Source organism: Halomonas sp. LMYGS-3, assembly GCF_059509875.1.
Genome location: NZ_JCAKFQ010000016.1, coordinates 28,230 through 52,376, shown reverse-complemented (window position 1 = coordinate 52,376; position 24,147 = coordinate 28,230). Strand labels below are relative to the sequence as shown.

Sequence of the window (24,147 nt, the reverse complement as noted above, 5' to 3'; positions counted from 1 at the left end):
CGCCTGTGCCTCACTCCTCGCCGAAGTACTTCTCGTAGATCTCGTCGTAGGTGCCGTCTTCCTTCAGAGTGGCCAGGGCCTCGTTGAAACGCTCGGCCAGCGCCTCGTCGCGCTGGCGGAAGGCGATGCCGAAGCCTTCGCCGAAGTACTCCTCGGGCTCGGTGACCATCCCGCCGACCACCTTGTAGCTGCCGTCGTCGTCGAGCAGGGTGGTCTTGCCGACCACGAACTCCAGGAAGACGAGGTCGAGACGCTGTGCCTCCAGGTCCAGCACCATGTCGTCGGCGGTGGAGTAGCGGTTGACCGTCGCGATGCTGCCGAAGGTGTCGGTAGCGTAGTTGTCGTAGGTGGTACCGCGCTGCACGCCGATGCTCTTGCCGGACAGGGCCTCCTCGTTGATCTCCGTGAGCTCGCTGCCGGCCGGAGCGAACCAGGCGCCGGGAATGGTGATGTAGGGATCGGAGAACAGCAGCGTCTGGCGACGCTCGTCGTTGATGGTCATCGACGACATGATGGCGTCGTAGTTGCGGGCCAGCAGGCCGGGGATGATGCCGTCCCACTCCTGCTCGATCCATTCACAGGTGACGCCGATCTCGGCGCACAGGGCATTGCCCAGCTCGATGTCGAAGCCGGTGAGTTCGCCGTCCGCGGTGCGGTACTCCATGGGCTCGTAGGGCACGTCGACGCCGAAGCGCACATGGTCGTATTCACGGGCCTGGGCGGTTCCGGCGGCCAGTGCCGTGCCCAGGATCGTGATGGTCAGCAGTTTCTTCATGGATCGTTTCCTTGTTGTTTACAAGTCACTGAAAAGGCGTTGTCTTATGGACATCGCCGTTGACTGTAGCGCAGTCCCGCGGGACGGGAAATGCGTTGCTCCGGGGTGTCTTCCAACGCTCGTTTGACGCCTTTTCGTCAGGCGGGTTTCAAGTGCGCCAGCAGCTTCTTCTCCAGGTAGCGGAAGAAGTAGAGGATGGCGAAGGTCAGGCAGAGGTAGATCACCGCCACGAAGATGAAGGCCTCGAAGGGGGCGTAGAAGCGGGCGTAGACGAAGCGCGCCGCCCCGGTGAGGTCCATCAGCGTCACCACGCTGGCGATGGCGCTGGCGTGGAGCATGAAGATCACCTCGTTGCCGTAGGCCGGCAACGCGCGGCGGAAGGCGCTGGGCAGGATGATGCGCCGCATCATCAAGGACTGGGACATGCCGTAGGCCCGTGCCGCCTCGATCTCGCCGCGGGGGGTGGCCTTGATGGCGCCGCGGAAGATCTCGGTGGTATAGGCCGCGGTATTGAGGGTGAAGGCGATCAGCGCCGGGTAGAAGGCCTCGCGCAGGATCGGCCACAGAAAGGTGTCCTGGATGCCATCGAAGAACACCACCCCGTAGTAGATGATGTAGAGCTGGATCAGCAACGGCGTGCCGCGGAACACGTAGGTGTAGGCGTAGATCGGCAGGCTGATCCAGCGGTGGCGTGAACTGCGCCCGATGGCCAGCGGGATCGCCAGCACCAGGCCGATCACCAGGGAGAGAAACACCAGCTGGCTGGTGGTGACCAGCCCCGTCCAGTAGTAGCCCAGGGTCTGGGGCGTGAAGATGACGTTGCCGGCGAGCAGCTCGGTGAACCAGGTCGTGAAGTTGTCCATGTCAGTGCTCCCCGAAGCCGACGTTGTAGCGCTTCTGCAGCCGCGCGAAGGCCCACTCCGATACCGACGCGATCAGCAGGTAGATCAGGGCCACCGGGATCAGGAAGGTGAAGGGCTCGTGGGTGGCGCGGGAGGCCTCGGCGGCGATGCGCACCATGTCGGAGAGGCCGATCACCGAGACCAGTGCCGTGGTCTTGAGCAGCACCATCCAGTTGTTGGAGAGCCCCGGCAGGGCGTGGCGCATCATCAGCGGGAAGCGGATGCGACGGAATACCAGCCACGGGCTCATGCCGTAGGCCTTGCCGGCCTCGATCTGGCCGTGATCCACGGCCATGAAGGCGCCGCGGAAGGTCTCGCCCATGTAGGCGCCGAAGATGAAGCCGATGGTCAGCACTCCGGCGGCGAAGGCATTGAGGTTGACGTACCAGTCCACGCCGAAGCGGTCGTAGAAGGCATCAGTGACGGCGTTGAGCGCCATCTGGCCACCGAAGAACAGCAGCATCATCAACACCAGGTCCGGCACGCCCCGGATCAGCGTGGTGTAGAGGGTGGCGACCTTGTGCAGCAGCCAGCTGCGCGACATCTTGGCGCTGGCGGTCAGCAACCCCAGCACGATGGCGAGTGCCAGCGAGAGTATCGCCAGCTGGATGGTGACCCCGGCGCCCTCGAGCAGCCGTGGGCCATAGCCGTGAAGATCGAGCATCTCGGTTCCCTTCCGTGCGTGAGCGTCAGTACGCGGGCATCAGTATTTGGGGGCCAGGAACTGCTTGAGGCGTGGCGACCGGGGATTGCCGAGCACCTCGGTGGGGGGACCGGCTTCCTCCACCACCCCCTGGTGCAGGTAGATCACCTGGCTGGAGACGTCTCGGGCGAAGCCCATCTCGTGGGTCACCACCACCATGGTGCGGCCCTCGGCGGCGAGGTCGCGCATCACCTTGAGCACGTCGCCGACCAGTTCCGGGTCGAGTGCCGAGGTGGGCTCGTCGAACAGCATCACCTCGGGGTTCATGGCCAGCGCCCGGGCGATGGCGCCGCGCTGCTGCTGGCCACCGGACATCTGGGCGGGGTAGGCGTCGGCACGTGCCGACAGGCCGACGCGATCGAGCAGCGCCCGGGCCTGTTCGATGGCTTCCTTCTTCGGCTTGCCGAGGACATGGACGGGGGCCTCGATGACGTTCTCGAGCAGGGTCATATGGGCCCAGAGGTTGAAGCTCTGGAACACCATGGAGAGCCTGGCACGCATGCGTACCACCTGCTTCCAGTCGGCGGGCTCGCGCCCATGCCGTGTCTGCTTGAAACGGATCTCCTCGCCGTGGACGAGCAGGTCGCCCTCGTCGGGTTGCTCGAGCAGGTTCATGCAGCGCAGGAAGGTGCTCTTGCCGGAGCCGGAGGCTCCGATCAGGGTGATGACGTCGCCCTTGTGGGCCTTGAGCGACAGACCCTTGAGGACTTCGGTGTCGCCGAAGCGCTTCTTGATGTTACGCACTTCCAGCGGGATCGGGGTATCGGCCATGGAACGGGCTCCGGGTCAGGTAAGGTCGCCATGGGCGACGCGCCGGTATGGGGAGTGGCGCGAAAAGGGGGCGATTCTAACAGCCCGTTGGCCTTTCGGCAGCGAAGCGTCGAGAGCGGGGTGTTCGACTTTGGTATGGGGTGGGGAAAGTCTTTGTCATGATATTACCTCCTGGTTGTTGTAGTTTTTCGATAATTTCATCTGTAGATGGGTGGGTGTGCCGCAGGATCCTGTGTGAAGCGATCAGGTTTCCGGTGTCGGTGCGGGGCTGACCAGCAGTGCCGCCCGGGCCCCCAGCTCGACGGCGGCATTGGGAAAGACCACCCGCAGGGGCGTCTCGCCGACCCGGGTGTCGCCGGCCCGGGCATCCTCGGCCAGCAGGGTGCCGGGGGCGAACTCGGTGAAGTTGGGGGTGTCGTCGGGAAAGCAGAGCCGGAACGCCTCGGCTTCGCGCATCAGTTCGTGCTCCACGCGGAAGAAGGCCATCCGTCCGGGGTCGCCGGTGGCCGGCGCGCGTCCGGCGATCAGCGACTCGAGCAGCCGTCCCATGGGGGCCAGGGCCACCAGGTCGTTGTGGCCGAAGGGCAGGGCGCGCCCGAGCTCGAGGGTGAAGGCCTGGGCCCCATGATAGTGCTTCGAGTAGTGGGAGAAGGTCCAGCTGTGGCGGTGCTGGTGGAGCACCGCCTGGATGCCGGCGGCGGCCAGCCAGGCCCATTGCTCGGGGGCCACGCCGGTCGCGGCGAAGGGACTGACCACGAAGCGCGGGTAGCGGCTGTCGCGGATCGCCGTATGCAGGTCATAGTGAAGAAGGGCGCAACGGCGCGACGGGCCGACGTGGCGAGCATGGAAGGCGTCCACCGCCGCCATCAGCTCGCGAGCCCGTTCCGGCTCCATGCCGACCTCATCGATATCGCGACGGAACAGCCGGTTGAGGTTGGTGGTCACGTAGCGCTCGGCACGGCGGATCGCCTCGAGGTTGCCGAGGATCACCAGCACCGGCGCACCGACGTGGATCAGGCCGGCCTCGAGTCGCGCCAGGCATTCGCCCAGCAGCTCGATGGGGGCGGTTTCGTTGCCGTGGATGCCTGCCGAGAGCACAGTGGCGTGGGCCGCCTCGCCGGTGGCGTCGGGCACGAGTTCGAGCAGGCCGGGGCCGAGCAGCCGATACTGCCCACCGGGTATCCGGCCTCGTTCGGCGGCCCGGTCACCCGCCAGGCTGTATTCGATCCACTCACTCAGCATGGTCGCCCCGCTCTGTCGGGCCGGCGCGCTGGTCACACTGGAATGGTCGAATATCGTGCATGGAGTGCCCGTTGTGGTCTTGTTCGGTCTGGCGACACCTTCACTGACTCCATGACGGCTTCACAAGCCTTGGGGTCGGTCTGGTGAAAGCGCGGGTGCGATATTGAAACTCGGCGGATCACGTTGTGACCATTGCGTGATGGGGAATGGCGTGGCGCGGATCGCTGCCCGTCTGGGGGGATCGTCTGCCTGTCTGAAGGCGTAGCGCCCCGCCCGGGGAACCGGGCGGGGCGCTGTCGGTGAGCGGGCGGCAATCAGCCGGCGATGCGCTCGGCGATGGCCCGGCCCAGGGTCTCGGTGGTGCCGGTGCCGCCGACGTCCGCGGTCAGCACCGCGGGGTCGGCCTCGGCCAGTACCGCTTCGAAGGCATCGACGATGGCCTTGCCGGCCTCCTTGTGGCCCAGGTGCTCGAGCATCATGGCGCCGGACCAGATCTGGCCGATGGGGTTGGCGATCCCCTTGCCGGCGATGTCCGGGGCGCTGCCGTGCACCGGCTCGAACAGGCTCGGGAACTTGCCTTCCGGGTTGATGTTGGCCGAGGGCGCCACGCCGATGGTGCCGGTGCAGGCCGGGCCCAGGTCGGAGAGGATGTCGCCGAACAGGTTGCTGGCCACCACCACGTCGAACCAGTCGGGGTGCATGACGAAGTTGGCGGTCAGGATGTCGATATGGAACGCATCGACGCCGACGTCGGGATAGTTCGTACTCATCGCGTTCACCCGCTCGTCCCACCACGGCATGGTGATGGCGATGCCGTTGGACTTGGTCGCCGAGGTGAGCTTTTTTCGAGGGCGGGAGGCCGCCAGGTCGAAGGCGTATTTCAGCACCCGGTCGACGCCGACCCGAGTCATCACCGTCTCCTGGATCACCACCTCGCGCTCGGTGCCCTCGAACATCTTGCCACCGACGCTGGAGTACTCGCCCTCGGTGTTCTCGCGCACCACATAGAAGTCGATGTCACCGGGCTTGCGATCGGCCAGGGGGCTCTTGATGCCCGGCAGCAGCTTGCAGGGGCGCAGATTGATGTACTGGTCGAACTGACGGCGGAACTGCAGCAGCGAGCCCCACAGCGAGATGTGGTCCGGCACCTTTTCCGGCCAGCCCACGGCGCCGTAGAAGATGGCGTCGAAGTCCTTGAGCTGGTCGAACCAGTCGTCGGGGAGCATCTGGCCGTGCTCGAGGTAGTAGTCGCAGCAGGCGAAGTCGAAGTGCTCGAGGGTCAGGTCGATGTCGAAGCGCCGGGCGGCGGCTTCGAGCGCCCGCAGGCCTTCGGGCATCACCTCGGTGCCGATGCCGTCGCCGGGAATCACCGCGATACGATGGGACATGAAACGTCTCCTGGGTGTGAACATGATCGGGTAGCCCCAGTCTAGTCCGTGATCCGGGAGAGATAATCGGGCTATAGTGCAATCCATTGTTGAGCATAAGTGGAGGGTGCCATGGCCCAGTTCGATGACCTGACCTTCTTCCAGCACCTGGCTCATGGCGGCAGCCTCACCGCCACGGCGCGAGAGCTGGGGCTGTCGTTGTCGGCGGTGAGCAAGCGCCTCAAGCAGCTCGAGGGGCGGCTCGGGGTGGCGTTGGCCAGCCGTACCACCCGGCGCCTGACCCTGACCGCCGAGGGGGAGCTCTACCTGGCGCGTGGGGCGGCGATTCTCGAGGAGCTCCGCGAGCTCGAGGAGACCCTGGGCGAGCAGCAGGCCGAGCTCTCCGGCCCGTTGCGGATCAACTCCACCTTCGGCTTCGGCCGCCGACACGTGGCGCCGCTGCTCTCCGCGTTCTGCCGCGACCATCCCGGCATCGAGGGGGTGCTGGAGCTCTCCAACTTTCCGCTGAGCCTGGGTGACCAGGGGTTCGACATCGGCATCCGGGTGGGAGAGCCGCCCGACTCGCGGTTGATGGCACGGCGCATCCTTGCCAGCCGGAGGATCCTCTGCGCCGCGCCGGCCTATGCGGCGAGCATGCCACCGCTGCGCGCCCCGACGGACCTGGCGGCCCATGCCTGCCTGCTGCTGCGCGAGAACGACAGCGACTTCGCCGTATGGCGTTTCCAGCGGCGTGGCCGCCCCGCGGAGGAGCAGGCGGTGAAGGTTACCGGCCCGCTCGCCAGCAACGACGGCGAGGTGATAGTGGGCCTGGCGTTGAGCGGCCACGGCATCGCCCTGCGCTCCTGGTGGGACGTGTACACGCACCTGGCCAGCGGCACCCTGGTCGAACTGCTGCCGGAGTGGCGGGGGATACGGGCCGACTTCCATGCGGTCTACCAGCAGCGGCGCCATGTGCCGGCGCGCATCCGGGCCTTTGTCGCCTATCTTGAACAGGAGATGGTCAAGCGGGTGCCACCTCTGCAGCCTGACCGGTTTACCGGGAGTGGGGAGTTGCCGTGAATGTGCTGATGTTCACCAATACCTATCTGCCCATCGTCGGCGGGGTCAGCGAGTCGGTGCAGCGACTGAAGCGCCGACTGCAGGCCGCCGGACACCAGGTGCTGGTCGTGGCACCGAGGCTCGCGGGGCAGCCCGAGCACGAAACGGATGTGGTGCGAGTAGCGGCGGTGCAGCATTTCAACGGCAGCGACTTCTCGTTGCCGGTCCCCATCCCGGGACAGCTCATCGACGCCATCGAGACCTTCGCGCCGGACATCGTGCACTCCCATCATCCCTTCCTGCTGGGCGATACCGCGGCCCGGTCGGCGGAAACCTATGGCCTGCCGCTGGTGTTTACCCACCACACCCTCTACGAGCATTACACCCACTATGTGCCCGGTGACTCGCCGCGCATGCGGCGCTTCGCCATCGCCCTGGCCACCGAGTACACCCGCCTGTGCGATGCAGTGATCGCCCCCAGCGAGAGCATCCGCGACCTGCTGCTCGAGCGTGACGCCAATCCGGAGATCAGCGTGGTGCCCAGTGGCGTTGACACGCTACGTTTCGCCCTGGGCGACGGTCGTGGCTGGCGGGAGCGGCTGGGGATTCCAGCCGAGGCCTATGTCGTCGGCCACCTGGGGCGCCTGGCCAGGGAGAAGAATTTGTCCCTGCTGGCCGAGGCGGCCGCCAGGGCCCTGGTCACGTTGCCCGAGGCGCATTTCCTGGTGGCCGGCGAGGGCGAGGCCCGCCGCACCATGGCGGAGATCGCCGCGGCACGGGGCGTGGCCGCACGCTTTCATTTCACCGGCAGGCTGGAAGGGCAGACCTTGATCGATGCCTATCATGCCATGGATGTCTTCGCCTTCGCCTCGCACAGCGAGACCCAGGGAATGGTGATTGCGGAGGCGATGGCCGCAGGGCTGCCGGTGGTGGCGGTCTCCGCCCCGGGGGTGCGGGAGGTGGTGCGCGATCGCCACAACGGACGCCTGTTGATCGGGGACGATGAGCAAGCCATGGCCGACGCCATCCTCGAGCTGGCCCCGACGGCGCGGCGCGAGCCGATGGCTCGGGCGGCCCTGGCCACGGCAGAGGCCTACGATGAGCGCCACTGCGCTGAACGTTGCCTGGCGGTCTACCGGCGGGCGATTGCCCGAGGGGGACCCTTCACCCATGCCGATGATGGCGGCTGGGAGCGGGTGCGGGGGCGCATCGGTGCCGAGTGGCAGATGCTTCGCTACCGGGGGCGCCTGTTACGTTATCTGGTGCAGGAGGAGTGGGAGCAGGAGCGCCCCTCCTGGTGGCCGAGCCGTCACCACGACGAGCCCGAGGTGCCACCGAAATAGGATCGAGTCAGTGAGGGACGCGACGCCGCCGACGGTCGGCCCAACGCTTGAGCCCGACCAGCAGCAGGATGCCGACGAGCAGGCCCCCTGCCGCCCACAGCAGTTCGCCACGGCTCTCGGCTGTGGCCAGCTGCCCGAGCTGGCTGCCGAGCAGCGTGACGCCCGCGACCCCCGGGGCGATGCCCAGCACCGATCCGATCATGTAGTCGCGAAAGCGCAGGCGAAAGGCGCCGGCCATCAGGTTGGTCAGGGTGAAGGGGGCCAGCGGCAACAGGTTCACCAGGGTCATGGTGCGGATGCCGCGGCCGGCCAGGTAGCGGGACAGGCCGCGCAGGCGCTTCCCGCCATGGCGCAGCAGGGCGTCACGCCCCAGCCGGCGTCCCACCCACCAGGTCAGCATCGAGGCCGCGAGGGTGCCGGCCAGGGCATGGGCGAAGCCCCACCAGGGGCCGAACAGCAGGCCGGTCAGGGCCACCAGCAGGCTCAGCGGGAACATCACCAGCGATGCCCCGGCATAGACGCCCATGATCACCAGCACCGCCCAGGGGGCATCGCGCCAGGCCACCGCCCCCTTCACCAGTCTCATCAGGTTCCCCAGCGTCAGCAGCTCCTGCATGGCCAGCCACTGCCACAGCAGTCCGAGGGCTATCAGTCCCATGACCAGCAGCAGAGGGATGGCCAGGCGCCGGCTCATGGCGTCGGCTCGCTCCGGTTCGGCAGCCGCGTCAGCGGATCCTGGCGGAAGTAGCGGGTAAGGAGATCGTAGAGCGCCGGGTAGGCCCGGTGCAGCACGTCGGGGGCGGTGAAGAAGTGCTCGCAGCAGACCGCGAAGCACTCGCCGGGGTGGCTGGCGGCATAGTCGTCGATGGGCGTTTCCTCGCCGCGTTCGAGTCGTGCCTGGAGGTCGTTCCACACGCCCGTGAACACCCGGTGCCAGTCCCGCGGATCGATCTCGCGGGGCAGTGGTGGGAAGCCGTCGACGTCGAGCGAGTTGCCCAGGTCGAGCTTGTGGGCCAGCTCGTGGATCACCACGTTGAAGCCGCTGAAGTCGCCGCTCTCCATCAGGTCCGGGAAGGCCACCACCACCGGGCCCTGGGAGGAGGTCTCGCCGGCGCGCTCGTCCTCGTAGGCGTGCATCACGCCGAACTCGTCCATCTCCTCGACCTGGCGCCGGAAGGCCTCGGGCAGCACCAGGATCTCGTGGACCCCGGTGAAGGCCTCGTCGTGCTCCCACTCGCTCCAGCCCAGGGTCAGCAGGCAGGCCTGGGCGGCCAGCGCCAGCTGGGCCGGCAGGTCGAAGGGGGTGGTCTCGGCGAGCTCCGGGTGCAGGCTGAGCCGCTTGGCATGCAGGAAGCGCCAGGCCCGCCGGCCGAGGCGCCCGGCCTCGTCGTCGGGCAGTGCCGCCAGCAGCGGCAGGCGCGAACGGGCCTCGTGCCAGGCCTCCCCGGGGAAGGGGTGGCGTGCCTCGAAGCTCTTCGCCCGCCAGCGGCGCAGGTGGCGCAGCATGGCGTCAGCCCTCCTCCAGGTTCGCCCCGGACTTCCACGACCAGTCGCGCCAGCGCAGGTCGAAGAGGTCCTTGCGGCGATCCTTGAGATTGGTCACCGAGCCTTCGGCGCGCACCACGGTGAGCCGGGTCAGGTCCAGGTCCGAGAACATCACCATCTCGGTGTTGGGGGTGGTCTCGGAGAGCACGGCGTCGTGGGGGAAGGCGAAGTCCGACGGCGAGAAGACCGATGACTGGGCGTACTGGATGTCGAGGTTCTCGATCGAGGGCACGTTGCCCACGCTGCCGCACAGCACCACGTAGCACTCGTTCTCGATGGCCCGCGCTTGGGCGCAGTGGCGCACCCGCAGGTAGCCGTTCTTGGTGTCGGTCCAGAAGGGCACGAAGAGGATGTCCATGTCCTGGTCGGCGAGCAGCCGCGAGAGCTCGGGAAACTCCACGTCGTAGCAGATCTGGATGCCCACGCGGCCGGCGTCGGTGTCGAACACGCGAAGTTCGTCACCGCCGTCGATCACCCAGTCGCGCCGCTCCTGGGGGGTGATGTGCAGCTTGTCCTGGTGCTCGATGGTGCCGTCACGGTGGCACAGGTAACTGACGTTGTAGAGGCGGTCGTCGTCGCGCAGCTCGATCATCGAGCCGGCGACGATGTTGATGTTGTAGGCCACCGCCATGCGCGACAGCTCGGTGACGAAGTGCTCGGTGAAGCCGGCCAGGAAACGGATCGCTGCCTGCTGGTCCTGCTGGGCGGCGCGGTCCTGCAGGCCCATCAACGGGGCGTTGAACAGTTCCGGGAACACGGCGAAGTCACTCTGGTAGTCGGAGAGCGCGTCGACGAAGTATTCCACCTGCTGCAGTACCGCCTCCACCGAGTCGAATTCGCGCATCTGCCACTGCACGGCACCGACCCGCACCTGGGTAGGGCGATTCTCGAGCACCCGCTCGGCGGGCTCGAAGAGGATGTTGTTCCATTCCAGCAGGGTGGCATAGCCCTGGGACTTCTCGTCCTCCGGCAGGTACTTCCTCAGCAGGCGCTTGACCTGAAAGTCGTTGGCCAACTGGAAGGAGAGGATGGGGTCGTGGATCTCCTTGCGCGCGACCCTGTCGAGGTATTCGGCCGGCGAGAGCTCGTGGGCGTGCTCGTGGTAATTGGGGATCCGCCCGCCGGCGAGTATCGCCCGCAGGTTCATCGAACGGCACAGCTCCTTGCGCGCCTCGTAGAGACGCCGGCCCAGGCGGTAGCCGCGATAGTCCGGATGGATCAGCACGTCGAGCCCGTACATGGCATCGCCGTCCGGATCGTTGAGGATGGTCTCGCGCTTGCCGATCAGGTCATCGTAGCGGTGGGGGTTGGAGAAGGTGTCGTAGTCGACCAGTGCCGTCAGGGCCACGCCGACGATGGTCTCGTCGTCCTCGATGACGATCTGCCCGTCGGGAAACTCCTTGATCAGCTTGTCGATGGTGGGTCTCGGCCAGGCGCCGCCGATGTCGTCGTAGACCCGGTCCATCAACGCCTGGAGCTGCGGGTAGTCGTCCGGGGTCAGGTTGCGCAGGTTCAGGTGCAGATCGTCGAGGGACATGACGCGTCGGTTCCTGATCAGGGTGAAGGAAGGATTCTAGCATGCACGCAGCGGCGCCCGGCTGTCATGCCTCGGCTGCCATGCCACCGTCATCGGGGTGTCATCCGTCCCGTGGAAGATGCCCGCAGACACGCGAATCACCGGCTACGCTGTTCATGGGAGGGCGGGGTGAACGACATGTCGCACTGCGCCAGGCTTCCTGGTAACGAGCACGCCATGCACGACGACCAGAACCATCACAAGCGCGACGACAAGCACGGTCATCAGCGAATCCGGCTCGAGGCGGTGAGCAAGACCTGGGGCGGCCAGGCGGCCGTCGACCGTATCTCCTTCGCCGTGGCACCCGGTGAGTTCGTGATCCTGCTCGGCCCCTCCGGCTGCGGCAAGTCGACCACCCTGCGGATGATCGCCGGCCTCGAACAGGCGAGCGGCGGGCGCATCCATATCGGTGAGCGCGACGTGACCCATCTGCCACCGGGGGATCGCGGCATCAGCATGGTGTTCCAGTCCTATGCGCTCTTTCCCCACCTCAGCGTCGCCGACAACATCGTCTTCGGCCTGCGCAGCCGCAAGGTCCCCAAGGCCGAGCGCCAGGAGCGGCTGGCCCGGGTGGCGCAGCTCGTCGACCTCGAGGCCTACCTCGAACGCAAGCCGGCCCAGCTCTCCGGCGGCCAGCGCCAGCGGGTGGCCCTGGCCCGGGCGATCATCTCCGAGCACCCCATCTGCCTGATGGACGAACCGCTCTCCAACCTCGATGCCCGGCTGCGCGGCGAGATGCGCCGCGAGATCAAGGCGCTGCAGCAGCGTCTCGGCATGACGGTGATCTACGTCACCCACGACCAGGTCGAGGCGATGAGCATGGGCGACCGGGTGATCCTGATGCAGGACGGACACCTCGTGCAGGATGGCACGCCCGGTGAGCTATACAACCATCCGGCCTCGGCGTTCGCGGCCAGCTTCATCGGCAGCCCGGCGATGAACCTGGTGTCGCTTGCCGCCGCGGCCGATGGCGCCGTCATCGACGGCGAGCCGCACTGCTCCATCGCCTCGCACGACGCCAAGGGGCACCTGCTGGGCGTGCGCCCCGAGGATATCCGGCTGCTGCCGGTGGACGCTCCCGGCGTGCCCGCCGAGGTAATCGACGCGGAGTACCTGGGCGCCGACAGCATCGTGCGGCTCAAGGTCGGCAGCCAGCAGCTGCGCGCCCGGGTCGACGGGGTGCCCGAGGTCGGCGCGCACTCGCCCTGCCGCCTGCAGTGGCCGCCCTCGGCGGCGCACTTCTTCAGCGCGGGAGATGGACAACGCCTGCCGCTTCGGGGGTACGACCTTGCCGCCGCCCCGGGCCGGCTGGCGCAGCAGCCCCCAGTGCAGAGACACGAGGCCCGACCCTCGTCCACCCAAGCAGGGAACGACACGCCAGGAGTGAACCAATGAACGCGCAAAACCCATTCAGCAAGGGCAAGCTCAAGAGCAGCGGCCTGGCCGTGGCCGGCCTGCTGGCCGCCGGCTCATTGTCTGCCCAGGCGCAGACCGAGCTGACCATGTACTACCCGGTAGCGGTGGGCGGTGCCCTCACCGAGGTGATCGACGGCCTGGTCGCCGACTTCGAGGCCGAGCACCCGGACATCTCGGTGGATGCCATCTACGCCGGCAACTACGACGACACCCGGGTGCGCGCCATGTCGGCGGTCGAGGCCGGCGACGCCCCGCAGCTCTCGGTGATGTTCTCCATCGACCTCTACGAGCTGATCGAACAGGACGTGATCGTCGCCTTCGACGACCTGATCGAGAGCGACGAGGAGCGCGAATGGCTCGACGGTTTCTACCCCGGGCTGATGGAGAACGGCCGGCTCGACGGCCAGACCTATGGCATCCCCTTCCAGCGCTCGACCATCGTCTTCTACTGGAACAAGGATGCCTTCGCGGACGCCGGGCTCGACCCCGACACTCCGCCCGAGACCTGGGAGGAGATGGCCGAGATGGCCGCTGCCGTGCGCGAAGCCTCGGGGGGCGAGCAGTGGGGCGTGATGGTGCCCTCCACCGGCTACCCCTACTGGATGTTCCAGGCCTTCGCCTTCCAGAATGGCCACCGGCTGATGAGCGAGGACGGCACCGAGGTCTACTTTGACGACCCGGCGGCCATCGAGGCGCTGGAGTACTGGGTTTCGCTGGCCGACGAGCACGCGGCGATGCCTGGCGGCACCATCGAGTGGGGCACCCTGCGCCAGAACTTCATCGAGCAGGCCACCGCCATGATGTGGCACAGCACCGGCAACCTCACCGCGGTGCGCAACGAGGCCGACTTCGACTTCGGCGTCGCCATGCTGCCCATGAACACCCAGCGCGGCAGCCCTACCGGCGGTGGCAACTTCTACCTCTTCAAGGACACCAGCGAGGACGAGCGCCGTGCCGCCATGACCTTCATCCGCTGGATGACGGCGCCGGAGCGCGCCGCGGCCTGGTCCATCGAGACCGGCTACATGGGTGTGAGCCCGGCGGCCTACGAGACCGAGGCGCTGCGCGACTACGTCGAGACCTTCCCGCCGGCGGCGGTGGCCCGCGACCAGCTCGAGCACGCCACGGCGGAGCTGGCCACCTACCAGGGCGGCCGCGTGCGGCGGTCGCTCGACAACGCCGTGCAGGCGGCGCTGACCGGGCAGATGTCGCCCGCGGAGGCGCTGGCCCAGGCTCAGGCGGAAGCCGAGGCCGCCCTGCGGCGCTACGCGCGTTGAAGTACTGTCAGGCTGAATATTGGAGCCAACGCAATCAGGGGCGCCGGGGCAGGTCGATGAGGAGGTCCCGCCCTGGATGGCAAATGTAGCGTCCAGGGAAGGATTCACAGCGCCTCCTCATAGCCCTTGCCCCCGGGCAGCCCCAGACAGGACATGCCATGGTGATTCACAATGCCGATCGGCGCATGCAGGTCTACGGTGCCCTGTTGCTGCTGCCGGCGGCGGTGCTGCTCGGCACCTTCGCCTACCTGCCGACCGTCGCCACCCTGATCAACAGCCTCTTCCTGCCCGGCTTCCGCGGCGCGCCGACGGAGTTCGTCGGGCTCGAGAACTATGCGCTGCTGATCGAGGATCGCACCTTCTGGAAGGTCGCCCGCAACAACCTGATCTATGCGCTCGGCACCATTCCCACCTCCATCGCCCTGGCGCTGGGCATGGCACTGTTCGTCAACGCCCGCCTGCCGGGGCGTGGCCTGGTGCGGATGGCCTATTTCACGCCGACCATCCTGCCGATGATCGCCGCGGCCAATATCTGGATGTTCTTCTACGCGCCGCAGATCGGCCTGTTCAACAAGCTGCTGGGCGCGATCGGCATCAGCGGACCGAACTGGCTGGGCGACCCGAGCGTGGCGCTCACCTCGGTGATCGTGATGACCGTCTGGAAGGAGGCCGGCTTCTTCATGATCTTCTACCTGGCGGCGCTGCAGAGCATCCCGCCGGAGCTCGAGGAGGCCGCCGACCTGGAGGGCACCAGCCGCTGGAGCTTCTTCTGGCGGGTGACCTTCCCGCTGCTGATGCCGACCACCCTGTTCGTGCTGATCAATGCGCTGATCAACGCGGTGCGGGTGGTGGATCACCTCTTCATCCTCACCAAGGGCGGGCCCAACAACGCTACCAACCTGCTGCTCTACTACGTCTACGAGAACGCCTTCTCCTTCTTCGACCGCACCTATGCCGCCACCATCACCGTGGTGATCCTGCTGGTGCTCGCCGTGGTGGCGACGATCAAGTTCCGCGTGCTCGATCCCCGCACGCACTACCAGTGATGATCTCGAGGAGCGGGCCATGACCACGCCTACCGCCGCCACGACCCTGCCACGCCGACTGGTGCGTTTGCCCCGTCTGGAAACCACCGCCGCCTGGCTGCTGGCGATCATCTGGATCTTCCCGCTGCTCTATGCCTTCTGGGCGGCCTTCCACCCGCCTGCCTTCATGGTGCGCTTCGACCTGTTCGCCCCGCTGACGCTCGACAACTTCACCAATGCCTGGGCCCAGGCCCCCTTCGCCCGCTACTACGTCAACACCTTCCTGCTGGTCACCGGTATCGTCGCCGCCCAGTTCGTGGTGTGCACCCTGGCTGGCTTCGCCTTCGCGCGCTTCCCGATCCCCGGCAAGGACATCCTGTTCATGCTGGTGCTGATCCAGCTGTTCGTCTTCCCCGAGGTGCTGATCGTCGAGAACTACCGCATCGCCAGCGCCCTGGGGCTGGTCGACACCATCACCGGCATCGGGCTGCCCTACGTGGCCAGCGCCTTCGGCATCTTCCTGCTGCGCCAGACCTTCAAGACCATTCCCCGCGAACTCGAAGACGCCGCCCGGGTCGAGGGCTGCGGCTGGATGGCGATCCTGCTCAAGGTCTACGTGCCGCTCGCCAAGCCCACCTATCTCGCCTACGGCCTGGTCTCGATCAGCCATCACTGGAACAACTTCCTGTGGCCGCTGGTGGTCACCAACTCGGTGGAGAGCCGCCCGCTCACCGTGGGGCTGGGGATCTTCTCGGCGCCGGAAACCGGGGTCAACTGGGCCACCGTCAGCGCCGCCACGTTGCTCAGCATCGCCCCGCTGCTGGTCGCCTTCCTGCTCTTCCAGCGCCAGTTCGTGCAGTCCTTCCTGCGGGCGGGGATACGCTAGTCGGCGATGCAGTCCTTGCTTGCCCGCCGTAGCGGCCGGGTCAGCGTCTGCGCCATTATCACCCCGGCCAGCACCAGCATGCCGCCGACGAAGTGGAAGGCGGCGATGCGCTCGCCCAAGGCGGCCATGGCGATCAGGGCGCTGAACAGCGGCATCAGGTTGATGAAGATACTCGCCTGGCTGGCGCCGATCTGGCGGATGGCGCGCATCCACAGGAAGGTGGTGACGATCGAGGCCGGTATACCGGCATACAGGATCAGCCAGACGTTATGGCCGTCGACGGGCGTCATCGGGCCCATGAGGTAAGGGGGCAGCAGGAAGAGCACGGCGAAGCAGACCTGGGTGTAGAGCACCACCCAGGGCGGCAGGCCCAGCGGCCAGCGCTTGAGCATCACGCCGTAGAGGGCGTAGCAGGTGGCGGCGACCAGCATCAGCGCATCGCCGGCGGCCACTTCGAGGTCGAGCAGCGAGAGCGGGTTGCCGCGGCCCAGCAGCACGGCGACACCGATCAGCGCCAGCAGGCCGCCCAGGGTGCCGCCGAGACTGGGCGGCTCGCGCAGGATCAGGGCGCTGAGCAGCACGGTGAGCAGCGGCACCATGGCGGCGAGGATGCCCATGTTGGTGGCCGAGGTGGTCTCGGCGGCGACGTAGGCCAAACCCTGCCACATGGCCATGCCGAGCAGCCCCAGTATCGCCAGTTTGGGCCACTCGCGACGGATCGTGGCCCGGTGCTTCCAGGTGGCGGGGGCCAGGAAGGGGGTGAGCACGGCGAGTGCCAGCACCCAGCGCAGAAAGGCGATGCTGCTGGGGGCGATGCTGCCCACGGTGAGCTGGTTGATGGTCATGTTGCCCGACCAGATCAGCACGGCGCCGAGCGGGGGCAGGAAGTAGAGCAGCGGCATGGTGACCTCGAACGTGCAAGAGCCCCGATGCGGTCGGGGCTCTCGAGACTTGCATCGATAGGCCGATGATACGCGGCAACTGATGAGGACGCTAATGAGTCCGGCTGCTGGGTCAGCGCAGCTGGCTATCCTTGCTGCCGCGGCGATTGTAGCCGCTGAAGGCGGTGCGGCGCTTGTCGCGCTCGCTCTGGCAGGCGATGCACAGCCGCACACCCGGAACGGCCTCGCGGCGGGCCTGGGGAATCTCGTCGCCGCACTCCTCGCAGTGACGCCGGCTCTCTCCCCGTGGCAACGCGCTACGCGCCCGCTCGAGCGCGTCCTCGACGGTGCTGTCGATCTGCTCCTGGACGGCGCCGTCCTTCGACCAGCCTCCCGCCATGATGTCGTCTCCATCGGCTCCCGCCGCGTCGCCTACCGATCCTGACAGTCTGGGCCATCCGAACGGTTCGGACCACTCCCCCCCCGGGTCCCGTCTCGCCGGGCCCCCGGGAGCGAGCCGTTGCAATGACGCATTCAGCGTTCTTCAGGCGGGTTTGCGACGCAACTGGCGCAGCTCGCCGTTGAGCGCCCTGATGATGGAGTAGCACATCAGCAGCATCACGATGGAGAACGGAATCGCCGTCGCCGTCACCCCGGCCTGAAGCGCCGACAGGCCGCCGCCGAGAAGCAACACGATGGCAATCAATCCCTCCACCGTTGCCCAGAACATCCGCTGGGGCCTGGGCGCATCGATCTTGCCGCCGGCGGTGATGGTATCGATCACCAGCGAGCCGGAATCCGACGAGGTGACGAAGAAGATCAGCGCCAGAGTGATGCCAAGGGTCGACATCAGGCCCGTCAGCGGCAGCTCATTGAGCATGCCGAACAGCGATAGCTCCGGGCTGTAATTGTCGATCACGTAGTCCTTGACCAGGCTGCCCGCGGGGTCGGCATAGAGCTGATCGAGCGCGATGCCACCGAAGACGCCCATCCAGATGAAGATGAACAGGCTGGGAATCACCAGCACACAGATCACGAACTCGCGAACCGTGCGCCCCCGCGACACCCGGGCGATGAACATGCCGACGAACGGTGCCCAACTGACCCACCAGGCCCAGTAGAAGACCGACCAGGCTTGACGATAGGCATCATCGTCACGACCGAAGGGGGCCGACAACGGGATGAACTCCGTCACATAGGTCGAAAGCCCCGTCCAGAACCCGCTCAGGCCCACCAGGGTCGGGCCGGCGAACAGCACGAAGAAGAAGAAGAACACGGCCAGGATCATGTTGAGCTCGGAGAGCTTCTTCACGCCGCCCTCGAGCCCGCGCCAGACCGATACCAGGGCCACCGCCGTCACCAGCAGGATCACGATGACCTGAAAGGTGGTGCTGATGTCGATGCCAAAGACGAAATTCATCCCCGCATTGGCCTGCTGGGCCCCGAGTCCGAGCGCCGTGGCCAGGCCAAACAGGGTGGAAAACACCGCCAGGATGTCGATCACATGCCCCCACCAGCCCCAGACACGCTCGCCGAGGATCGGGAAGAACGCCGAACGAATGGAGAAGGGCAGGCCCTTATTATAGGTAAAGATAGCCAGCGCCAACGCCATGACCACATAGACGGCCCAGCCATGGATGCCCCAATGGAGAAAGGTGCCGGCAAGGCCCAGAGCGGTTGCTTCGGGAATGGCCTCGGGATTGAGCTCACCATCGGCCCCGAAAGGCGAAGGAATGCCCAGGGGCAAGGAGACGTTGGCATGATAGACCGGCTCCAGCACACTGAAGAACAGCAGTCCGATACCGATGCCGGCGGTGAACAGCATCGCAAACCAGGACAGGTAACTGTGCTCCGGTCGGGCATCGGGCCCTCCCAGCCTGACCGACCCGTAGGGCAGGACGACGAGCGCCACACAGAACAGGATGAAGAAATCCACCACAATCATGAAATACCAGTCCAGCGTCCCGGTAGAGAAACCGACGATGGACTGGAAAAGGCCCCCGGCCCGCTCCGGAAACAGCAGGGTGAGGACGATGAAGACGACCGAAGCAAGCGCCGATACGATAAAGACCCGATTGTGGATATCGAAGCCGATGGGGCCCAGTCGCCCTTCGATATTGTCCTGGCCTACGACGTAGTCCGTCTGCATGTCGCTGGTCACGCGGGGGGAGGCTGGGTTGCTCGGGGGGCTCATGGGATACTTCTCCTCATTCTAATATATAGAATCGTGAGAATTTCGTCTGGTAAGTCTACAACCCTGGATTCATGGATCCAGTCCAGCCTGGCGTTGAAGAAGGTCGTGACGTGGTCGGTGAAAGCGAAGGCATAGACCAGAACGCCGGCCACCGAGCCGTGGAAGAGGGTGGGGGGCAGGCCCCGTGCCTGGGGGCCGTCGCTGCGAGGGTCGTTCATGGGGTATCTCGTCTTGTTATGGTGGAGGCGCCCGCCGGCGGCGGGCGCGGGTGGTCAAGGCGTGGTGTCGATCACGGCCGGGAAGCGCGCACGCCGCTCGAGATCGTCGAGGTCGATGGTGTTGCGCATGTACTGGGTGCTGGCATCGAACACCGGCTGGTGATCCCAGGGCGTGACCTTACCTTTCATGAGCGCCCGCGAGACCAGCTTGCGGCGCCGCTGGCTGGCGATCACCTCGGCGTGCAGCCGCTCATAGTCCCAGCGGCTGGCGATCTCGTTGCGGAACTGCTTGCACAGGTCGAGGTGCGCGGGATCCTCGGCCAGGTTGTGGAGCTCCAGGGGATCAGCCTCGAGGTCGAACAGCTGGTCCGGATCCGGCGCGGTGTGGACGAACTTGTAGCGCCCACGGCGGATCATCAGCAGCGGCGCGATGGCGCCCTCGCCGAGGTATTCGCCGATCACCTCGTCGTGGCCGCCGCTGCCGGTCAGGTGCGGCAACAGGCTGCGCCCGTCGACAGGCACGGCATATTCCGGCGCGGTACCGTCATGGGCGAGCTCGGCAAAGGTCGGCAGCAGGTCCATGGTCGACACCGACTCGCTGACCCGGCCCGGAGTAAAGCGGCCCGGCGCATGGACGATCATCGGCACCCGTGCGGAGTCCTCGAACCAGCTCATCTTGTACCAGAGGCCGCGCTCGCCGAGCATGTCGCCGTGGTCGCCGGAGAAGACGATGATGGTGTCTTCATCGAGACCGGTCTCTTTCAAGGCCTTCAGCACCTCACCGATCTGGTCGTCGACATAGCTGAGCGCCCCGTAATAGGCATGGCGCGCGTTGCGGATCTGCGCGTCGTTGATGGTGTCCTCGTCGAGCTGATAGACATGACGCAGGCGCCTGGAGTGCGGGTCCATCAGCTCACGCGAGTAGGGCACCCGCGGCATGTCGATCTCGTCGTGATCGTAGCGATCCCAGTACGCCTGGGGAATAGTGTAGGGATCGTGCGGGTGAGTCAGCGACACCGTCAGGCAGAAAGGGCGATCCCGGTCGCTGCGCGCATAGTCATAGATGAAGCGCTGGGCGCGGAAGGTGACCTCGTCGTCGAAATCGAGCTGGTTGGAGCGCACGCAGGGGCCGGCCTGAATCACCGAGGACATGTTGTGGTAGTAGCTCGGGCGCTCGTCGAAGTTCTCCCAGTCGACGAACCAGCCATAGTCGGCCGGGTAGATGTCGGTGGTCAGGCGCTCCTCGAAGCCGTGGAGCTGATCCGGGCCGCAGAAGTGCATCTTGCCGGACAGTGCGGTGGTGTAACCGGCATCGCGCAGGTAGTGGGCGAAGGTGGGGGTGTCGGCGGGAAAATCGCCGGCATTGTCGTAGCCGCCGACGCGTGACGGCAGCTGGCCGGCCATCAGGGTGAAGCGCGATGGCGCGCACAACGGGCTGTTGCAGTAGGCCGAATCGAAGACCACTCCTTCCTCGGCCAGGCGCGACAGGTGCGGCGTCTTGACCAGCGGGTGGCCGTAGACGGGCAGGGCCGACGCCGCCATCTGGTCGGCCATCAGGAACAGGATGTTGGGCTGCTTGCGGGGCATGGGGCCTCCTGTTGTTGAAGAAACGAGTTGTAGAGACGAGTTGAAAAAACGAGTTGTCGAAGCGAGCGATGGCTGCGGATGCTCGAGCTAAGCCTTGACTGGCTGTCGCCACAGTCTCCCTGCTAATCTCATGACCTGTAAACTCGCTAAATTTTTATAGGAGGCATTAGTCTTTCTAATGTCGTGGATAGCCAGGGCGGCATCGCCCAACAGCCTGCGGGTGTTCGAGGCGGCGGCCCGCCATCTGAGCTTTACCGCTGCCGCTCGTGAGCTGCGCTCGACCCAGTCGGCCGTCAGTCAGCAGATCCGTGCCCTGGAAGAGCAGCTTGGCCTGCCGCTGTTCGAGCGTATCTACCGCGGGGTGAGGTTGACCGAGGCGGGGCAGGCGCTGTTCGTCGGCGTGCAGGAAGGCTTCGCGACCATCGATCGCACGATCGACCGGCTCCAGCATCGGCATCGCCATCCCCACGTGAATATCCTGACCGATTTCTCGTTCGCGGCTTACTGGCTGATGCCGCGGCTGCCGCGCTTCCGTGAGCAGTATCCGCATATCGATGTGCGCATCGTGACCAACCAGGGCGTTCTCGACTGGCGTACCCAGGAAGTGGACATCGCCATCCTGTTCTGCGACGAGCGGACCCTGGCGGGCGGGGTGCCGCAATTGTTTCGGGAAGAGGTCCTGCCGGTCTGTAGTCCGGGCTTCCTGAGGCAGCATGGGCCGATCGCCTCGCCGCAGCGGCTGGCGGAGCTGCCGTTGCTGACGCTGCTGGCCGAACAGGGGCAGAGCTGGCTGGACTGGCCGCGTTATTTCGCGCAGCTGTCGGGCTTCGACTACCTGGAGTCGTCGGAGCTGACGTTCAACAACTACACCCTGCTGGTCCAGGCGGCGATCGCCGGCCAGGGCGTCGGGATGGGCTGGCGGGGGTTGATCGACGACCTGCTCGACGGCGGCATGCTGGTCGGGCTGCCGGATCTGCAGATCGGCTCGTCGCGGGGGTACGGGGTGATCGATGCCCAGCCTGATGCCTCGAGCGAGGCGAAGCGGGCGCTGTGGGCGTGGGTGCTGGACTGTGCGGCAGCGCCCGGCGGAGGAGAGTGAAGGATAAGGCATGGCGGACGAGGGTGAACGGCCCCGCCCGCCATGGAGTCATACGCCGAGAATGCTCTTGGCCTCGTTCAGCGCTTCCACGGATTGGTCGTGGTCGCCGGCCTCATGGAGCGCCTCGCCCTGCTGGCGCAGTTCGTTCACCCGGTCGAACTCGCTCTCCTCGAGTTGGGCGACGATGGCGTCGTCGGCGAGTGCCTCGTCGATGTCTCCCATCAGTGAGGGACACATATGGGCCCAGGCCGGGGCCGCGAATGCCATGAGTACCAGCGCGGCAAACAGTCTCTTGATCATCTTCGCTCCTCCCTATGGTAGCAGCCGGTTGAAGTATAGGCCGGTCGCGCGCTCCGCGCCGATGTGAAAAAGCGCCCGCTGCCGAGAGACAGCGGGCGCCTGTCATTGGGCGAGCTCCCCGTCAGGCATCAACCGACGGCAGCGATGCCGGCCCTGGCGACCTGCACGTCCTGGTCCGGCTTGACACCGGAGACGCCCACGGTGCCGGCCATCTGGCCGTCGACGAGCACCGGCACGCCGCCGGAAAGCAGGCCCTGCATCGGCACGGAGAGGAAGGCGTCACGACCGCCGTTGATCATCTCCTCGAACAGTTGCGTCTCGCGGGCGCCCAGGGCGGCGCTGCGGGCCTTCTCGGTGGCGATGCCGGGGGTCATGGCCGGGGCGCCATCGAGGCGACGCAGGCCGAGCAGGTAGCCACCGTCGTCGGCCACGGCGATGGTCACGGCCCAGCCGTTGGCGTCGGCTTCCTGCTGGGCGGCGTCGAGGATGGCGTTGACGTCGGCCAGGGTGAGTACGGACTTGGTCTTCATTGTGGTGCTCCTTGGTGGATGTTGACTACGGGCTAAAAGCCTCTTTCACGACCAGCGGAGAGATGAGCTTTCCCGGCGCCAAGTCTTCGCGAGGGCGCTGTAAACCCGTCCATGGGCGCTGCTTTTGCCATCCATGGCAAAAGACCCTCGCTCCGCCTTGTCCCCGGCGCTCATCTCACTCGATGTCAGGAAATGCGCGCTAAGGGCTGCTCGTGGCTGGGGTTAATGCCTCATCGACGAGTTCTATCCAGTGCCTGACCGGCGTTCTGCCGGCGCCGGCGAGATGCGTCTGGCACCCGATGTTTGCCGTGACGATCACCTCGGGCTTGCCGGCCTCGAGGTTGTCGAGCTTGTTGTCGCGCAGCTGGGTCGCGAGTTCCGGCTGGGTGATCGAGTAGGTGCCCGCCGAGCCGCAGCAGAGATGAGCATCGGCCACCGGGGTGAGAGTGAAGCCGAGCTTGGCCAGCACGCCTTCCACGGCACCGCCCAACTGCTGGGCGTGCTGCAGGGTGCAGGGGCAGTGGAAGGCGAGCTTGCGGCTCTGCTGCACCTGCAGAGCCTCGAGGTCTTCCTCGCGCAGCACCTCCACCAGGTCCTTGGCCAGCTCGCTGACACGGGCGGCCTTCTCGGCGTAGGCCGGGTCGTCCTTGAGGATGTCACCGTACTCCTTGACGAAAGCACCGCAGCCGCTGGCGGTTTGCACGATGGCCTCACAGCCGTTCTCCACGTGTGGCCACCAGGCGTCGATATTGGCGCGGGCGCGGGCGCGGCCCGCCTCCTGAGCATTCAAGTGGAAGTCGATGGCGCCACAGCAGCCCGCTTTGGCCACCGGGGTCAGGCCGATGCCGAGGCGGTCGAGTACCCGGGCGGTGGCGGCGTTGGTATTGGGCGAGAGCCCCGGCTGCACGCAGCCCTCGAGGATCAGCATCTGGCGCGCATGACGTTCATGATCCGGGCGCTGGCCGGCAGCCACCGGGGCCGGTGGCATCTTGTCCCTGAGCGAGCCGGGCACCAGTGGCTTGAAGGTCAGGCCGAGCTTGAGCAGTGCCTGGAAGCGCTTCGGGTCGACCAGGACCTTGCGCAGCCCGTAACGCAGCGCGCGTTCACTGGCCTTGCGCGGCACCCGACGCTCGATCTCGGCGCGGCCGATGTCGAGCAGCTTGTGGTACTCGACGCCGGAGGGACAGGTGGTCTCGCAGTTGCGACAGGTCAGGCAGCGATCCAGGTGCAGCCGGGTCTCCTCGGTGATGTGGTCGTCGTCGTCGCGGCTCTCGAGCAGCTCCTTCATCAGGTAGATGCGCCCGCGCGGCCCGTCGCGCTCGTCGCCGAGCAGCTGGTAGGTGGGGCAGGTGGCGTTGCAGAAGCCGCAGTGCACGCAGGTGCGCAGCACGCGGTCGGCCTCGCGGATATGCGGCTTCTTGAGGTCTTCCTCGGTGAAATGCGTCTGCATA

Annotated in this window: 24 protein-coding genes; 7 read left to right on the top strand and 17 right to left on the bottom strand. The window is 66.4% G+C overall.

What is annotated here, in order from left to right; genetic code table 11:
- Positions 1 to 10: 10 nt before the first annotated feature.
- The 6 genes from AC5W54_RS14900 to AC5W54_RS14875 all read right to left on the bottom strand — a co-directional run bounded on the left by AC5W54_RS14900 (position 11) and on the right by AC5W54_RS14875 (position 5,781).
- Positions 11 to 775, bottom strand: a complete 765-nt coding sequence (locus AC5W54_RS14900; RefSeq protein WP_495962873.1) for a transporter substrate-binding domain-containing protein — start codon at positions 773 to 775, stop codon at positions 11 to 13.
- Positions 776 to 912: 137 nt separating this feature from the next.
- Positions 913 to 1,638, bottom strand: coding sequence for an ABC transporter permease (locus AC5W54_RS14895; protein WP_495962872.1), 726 nt, complete (start codon positions 1,636 to 1,638; stop codon positions 913 to 915).
- Position 1,639: 1 nt separating this feature from the next.
- Entirely contained in the window at positions 1,640 to 2,341 is a 702-nt protein-coding gene (locus tag AC5W54_RS14890) for an ABC transporter permease (protein ID WP_495962871.1), read from the bottom strand.
- 39 nt (positions 2,342 to 2,380) lie between these two features.
- Positions 2,381 to 3,151 (bottom strand): ABC transporter ATP-binding protein, encoded by a 771-nt coding sequence (locus AC5W54_RS14885; RefSeq protein WP_495962870.1) that lies wholly within the window; start codon positions 3,149 to 3,151, stop codon positions 2,381 to 2,383.
- Between the two features lie 243 nt (positions 3,152 to 3,394).
- Positions 3,395 to 4,393, bottom strand: a complete 999-nt coding sequence (locus tag AC5W54_RS14880; RefSeq protein WP_495962869.1) for a succinylglutamate desuccinylase — start codon at positions 4,391 to 4,393, stop codon at positions 3,395 to 3,397.
- A 314-nt stretch (positions 4,394 to 4,707) separates the two neighbouring features.
- Positions 4,708 to 5,781: a tartrate dehydrogenase gene (locus AC5W54_RS14875; RefSeq protein ID WP_495962868.1), complete on the bottom strand. Its 1,074-nt coding sequence runs from the start codon at positions 5,779 to 5,781 to the stop codon at positions 4,708 to 4,710.
- A gap of 111 nt (positions 5,782 to 5,892) precedes the next feature.
- Here AC5W54_RS14875 and AC5W54_RS14870 point away from each other — a divergent pair, with 111 nt between their 5' ends.
- A complete protein-coding gene (locus AC5W54_RS14870) occupies positions 5,893 to 6,840 on the top strand; it encodes a LysR family transcriptional regulator (RefSeq protein WP_495962867.1) in 948 nt (315 codons plus the stop codon).
- A complete protein-coding gene (locus AC5W54_RS14865) occupies positions 6,837 to 8,162 on the top strand; it encodes a glycosyltransferase (protein ID WP_495962866.1) in 1,326 nt (441 codons plus the stop codon). Before AC5W54_RS14870 ends, AC5W54_RS14865 begins: the two co-directional genes overlap by 4 nt.
- 7 nt (positions 8,163 to 8,169) lie before the next feature.
- Here the strand turns inward: AC5W54_RS14865 and AC5W54_RS14860 are convergent, their stop codons facing one another.
- The 3 genes from AC5W54_RS14860 to AC5W54_RS14850 are packed head-to-tail and all read right to left on the bottom strand — an operon-like array spanning position 8,170 to position 11,244.
- Positions 8,170 to 8,856, bottom strand: a complete 687-nt coding sequence (locus AC5W54_RS14860; RefSeq protein ID WP_495962865.1) for a TVP38/TMEM64 family protein — start codon at positions 8,854 to 8,856, stop codon at positions 8,170 to 8,172.
- Complete coding sequence (locus AC5W54_RS14855) at positions 8,853 to 9,668, bottom strand: M90 family metallopeptidase (RefSeq protein WP_495962864.1); 816 nt, start codon at positions 9,666 to 9,668, stop codon at positions 8,853 to 8,855. Before AC5W54_RS14855 ends, AC5W54_RS14860 begins: the two co-directional genes overlap by 4 nt.
- A gap of 4 nt (positions 9,669 to 9,672) precedes the next feature.
- Positions 9,673 to 11,244, bottom strand: coding sequence for a GNAT family N-acetyltransferase (locus tag AC5W54_RS14850; RefSeq protein ID WP_495962863.1), 1,572 nt, complete (start codon positions 11,242 to 11,244; stop codon positions 9,673 to 9,675).
- A 216-nt stretch (positions 11,245 to 11,460) separates the two neighbouring features.
- On the opposite strand from AC5W54_RS14850, the gene AC5W54_RS14845 reads away from it, so the two are divergent.
- The 4 genes from AC5W54_RS14845 to AC5W54_RS14830 all read left to right on the top strand — a co-directional run bounded on the left by AC5W54_RS14845 (position 11,461) and on the right by AC5W54_RS14830 (position 15,887).
- The gene (locus tag AC5W54_RS14845) at positions 11,461 to 12,678 is read left to right on the top strand and encodes an ABC transporter ATP-binding protein (RefSeq protein ID WP_495962912.1); all 1,218 of its coding nucleotides are present in this window, start codon (positions 11,461 to 11,463) and stop codon (positions 12,676 to 12,678) included.
- A complete protein-coding gene (locus tag AC5W54_RS14840) occupies positions 12,675 to 13,976 on the top strand; it encodes an ABC transporter substrate-binding protein (RefSeq protein WP_495962862.1) in 1,302 nt (433 codons plus the stop codon). The genes AC5W54_RS14845 and AC5W54_RS14840 overlap by 4 nt, the downstream gene beginning before the upstream one ends.
- A 158-nt stretch (positions 13,977 to 14,134) precedes the next feature.
- Positions 14,135 to 15,022, top strand: coding sequence for a carbohydrate ABC transporter permease (locus tag AC5W54_RS14835; protein WP_495962861.1), 888 nt, complete (start codon positions 14,135 to 14,137; stop codon positions 15,020 to 15,022).
- A 19-nt stretch (positions 15,023 to 15,041) separates the two neighbouring features.
- On the top strand, positions 15,042 to 15,887 hold the full coding sequence (locus AC5W54_RS14830; protein ID WP_495962860.1) for a carbohydrate ABC transporter permease: 846 nt from the start codon (positions 15,042 to 15,044) through the stop codon (positions 15,885 to 15,887).
- On the opposite strand, the gene AC5W54_RS14825 is transcribed toward AC5W54_RS14830, so the two are convergent.
- The 5 genes from AC5W54_RS14825 to betC form a co-directional block, all read right to left on the bottom strand.
- The gene (locus AC5W54_RS14825) at positions 15,884 to 16,789 is read right to left on the bottom strand and encodes a DMT family transporter (RefSeq protein WP_495962859.1); all 906 of its coding nucleotides are present in this window, start codon (positions 16,787 to 16,789) and stop codon (positions 15,884 to 15,886) included. The two genes, AC5W54_RS14830 and AC5W54_RS14825, sit on opposite strands and share 4 nt — an antisense overlap.
- Positions 16,790 to 16,901: 112 nt before the next feature.
- The gene (locus AC5W54_RS14820; protein ID WP_495962858.1) at positions 16,902 to 17,168 is read right to left on the bottom strand and encodes a DksA/TraR family C4-type zinc finger protein; all 267 of its coding nucleotides are present in this window, start codon (positions 17,166 to 17,168) and stop codon (positions 16,902 to 16,904) included.
- 144 nt (positions 17,169 to 17,312) lie between these two features.
- Positions 17,313 to 18,962 carry a BCCT family transporter gene (locus AC5W54_RS14815; protein WP_495962857.1) on the bottom strand — a complete coding sequence of 550 codons (1,650 nt, stop codon included), beginning with the start codon at positions 18,960 to 18,962 and terminating at the stop codon, positions 17,313 to 17,315.
- Entirely contained in the window at positions 18,959 to 19,180 is a 222-nt protein-coding gene (locus AC5W54_RS14810) for a hypothetical protein (RefSeq protein ID WP_495962856.1), read from the bottom strand. The genes AC5W54_RS14815 and AC5W54_RS14810 overlap by 4 nt, the downstream gene beginning before the upstream one ends.
- 54 nt (positions 19,181 to 19,234) lie before the next feature.
- Positions 19,235 to 20,767 (bottom strand): choline-sulfatase, encoded by a 1,533-nt coding sequence (gene betC / locus AC5W54_RS14805; protein WP_495962855.1) that lies wholly within the window; start codon positions 20,765 to 20,767, stop codon positions 19,235 to 19,237.
- A 178-nt stretch (positions 20,768 to 20,945) separates the two neighbouring features.
- Between betC and AC5W54_RS14800 the strand changes: the two genes are divergently transcribed.
- On the top strand, positions 20,946 to 21,866 hold the full coding sequence (locus AC5W54_RS14800) for a choline sulfate utilization transcriptional regulator (RefSeq protein ID WP_495962854.1): 921 nt from the start codon (positions 20,946 to 20,948) through the stop codon (positions 21,864 to 21,866).
- A 48-nt stretch (positions 21,867 to 21,914) separates the two neighbouring features.
- Here the strand turns inward: AC5W54_RS14800 and AC5W54_RS14795 are convergent, their stop codons facing one another.
- From AC5W54_RS14795 to glcF, 3 genes are all read right to left on the bottom strand, one after another.
- Positions 21,915 to 22,166 (bottom strand): PA2433 domain-containing protein, encoded by a 252-nt coding sequence (locus AC5W54_RS14795; protein WP_495962853.1) that lies wholly within the window; start codon positions 22,164 to 22,166, stop codon positions 21,915 to 21,917.
- Positions 22,167 to 22,294: 128 nt separating this feature from the next.
- Positions 22,295 to 22,696 carry a GlcG/HbpS family heme-binding protein gene (locus tag AC5W54_RS14790; RefSeq protein WP_495962852.1) on the bottom strand — a complete coding sequence of 134 codons (402 nt, stop codon included), beginning with the start codon at positions 22,694 to 22,696 and terminating at the stop codon, positions 22,295 to 22,297.
- A 199-nt stretch (positions 22,697 to 22,895) separates the two neighbouring features.
- Positions 22,896 to 24,146, bottom strand: a complete 1,251-nt coding sequence (gene glcF / locus AC5W54_RS14785) for a glycolate oxidase subunit GlcF (protein ID WP_495962851.1) — start codon at positions 24,144 to 24,146, stop codon at positions 22,896 to 22,898.
- Position 24,147: the final 1 nt, after the last annotated feature.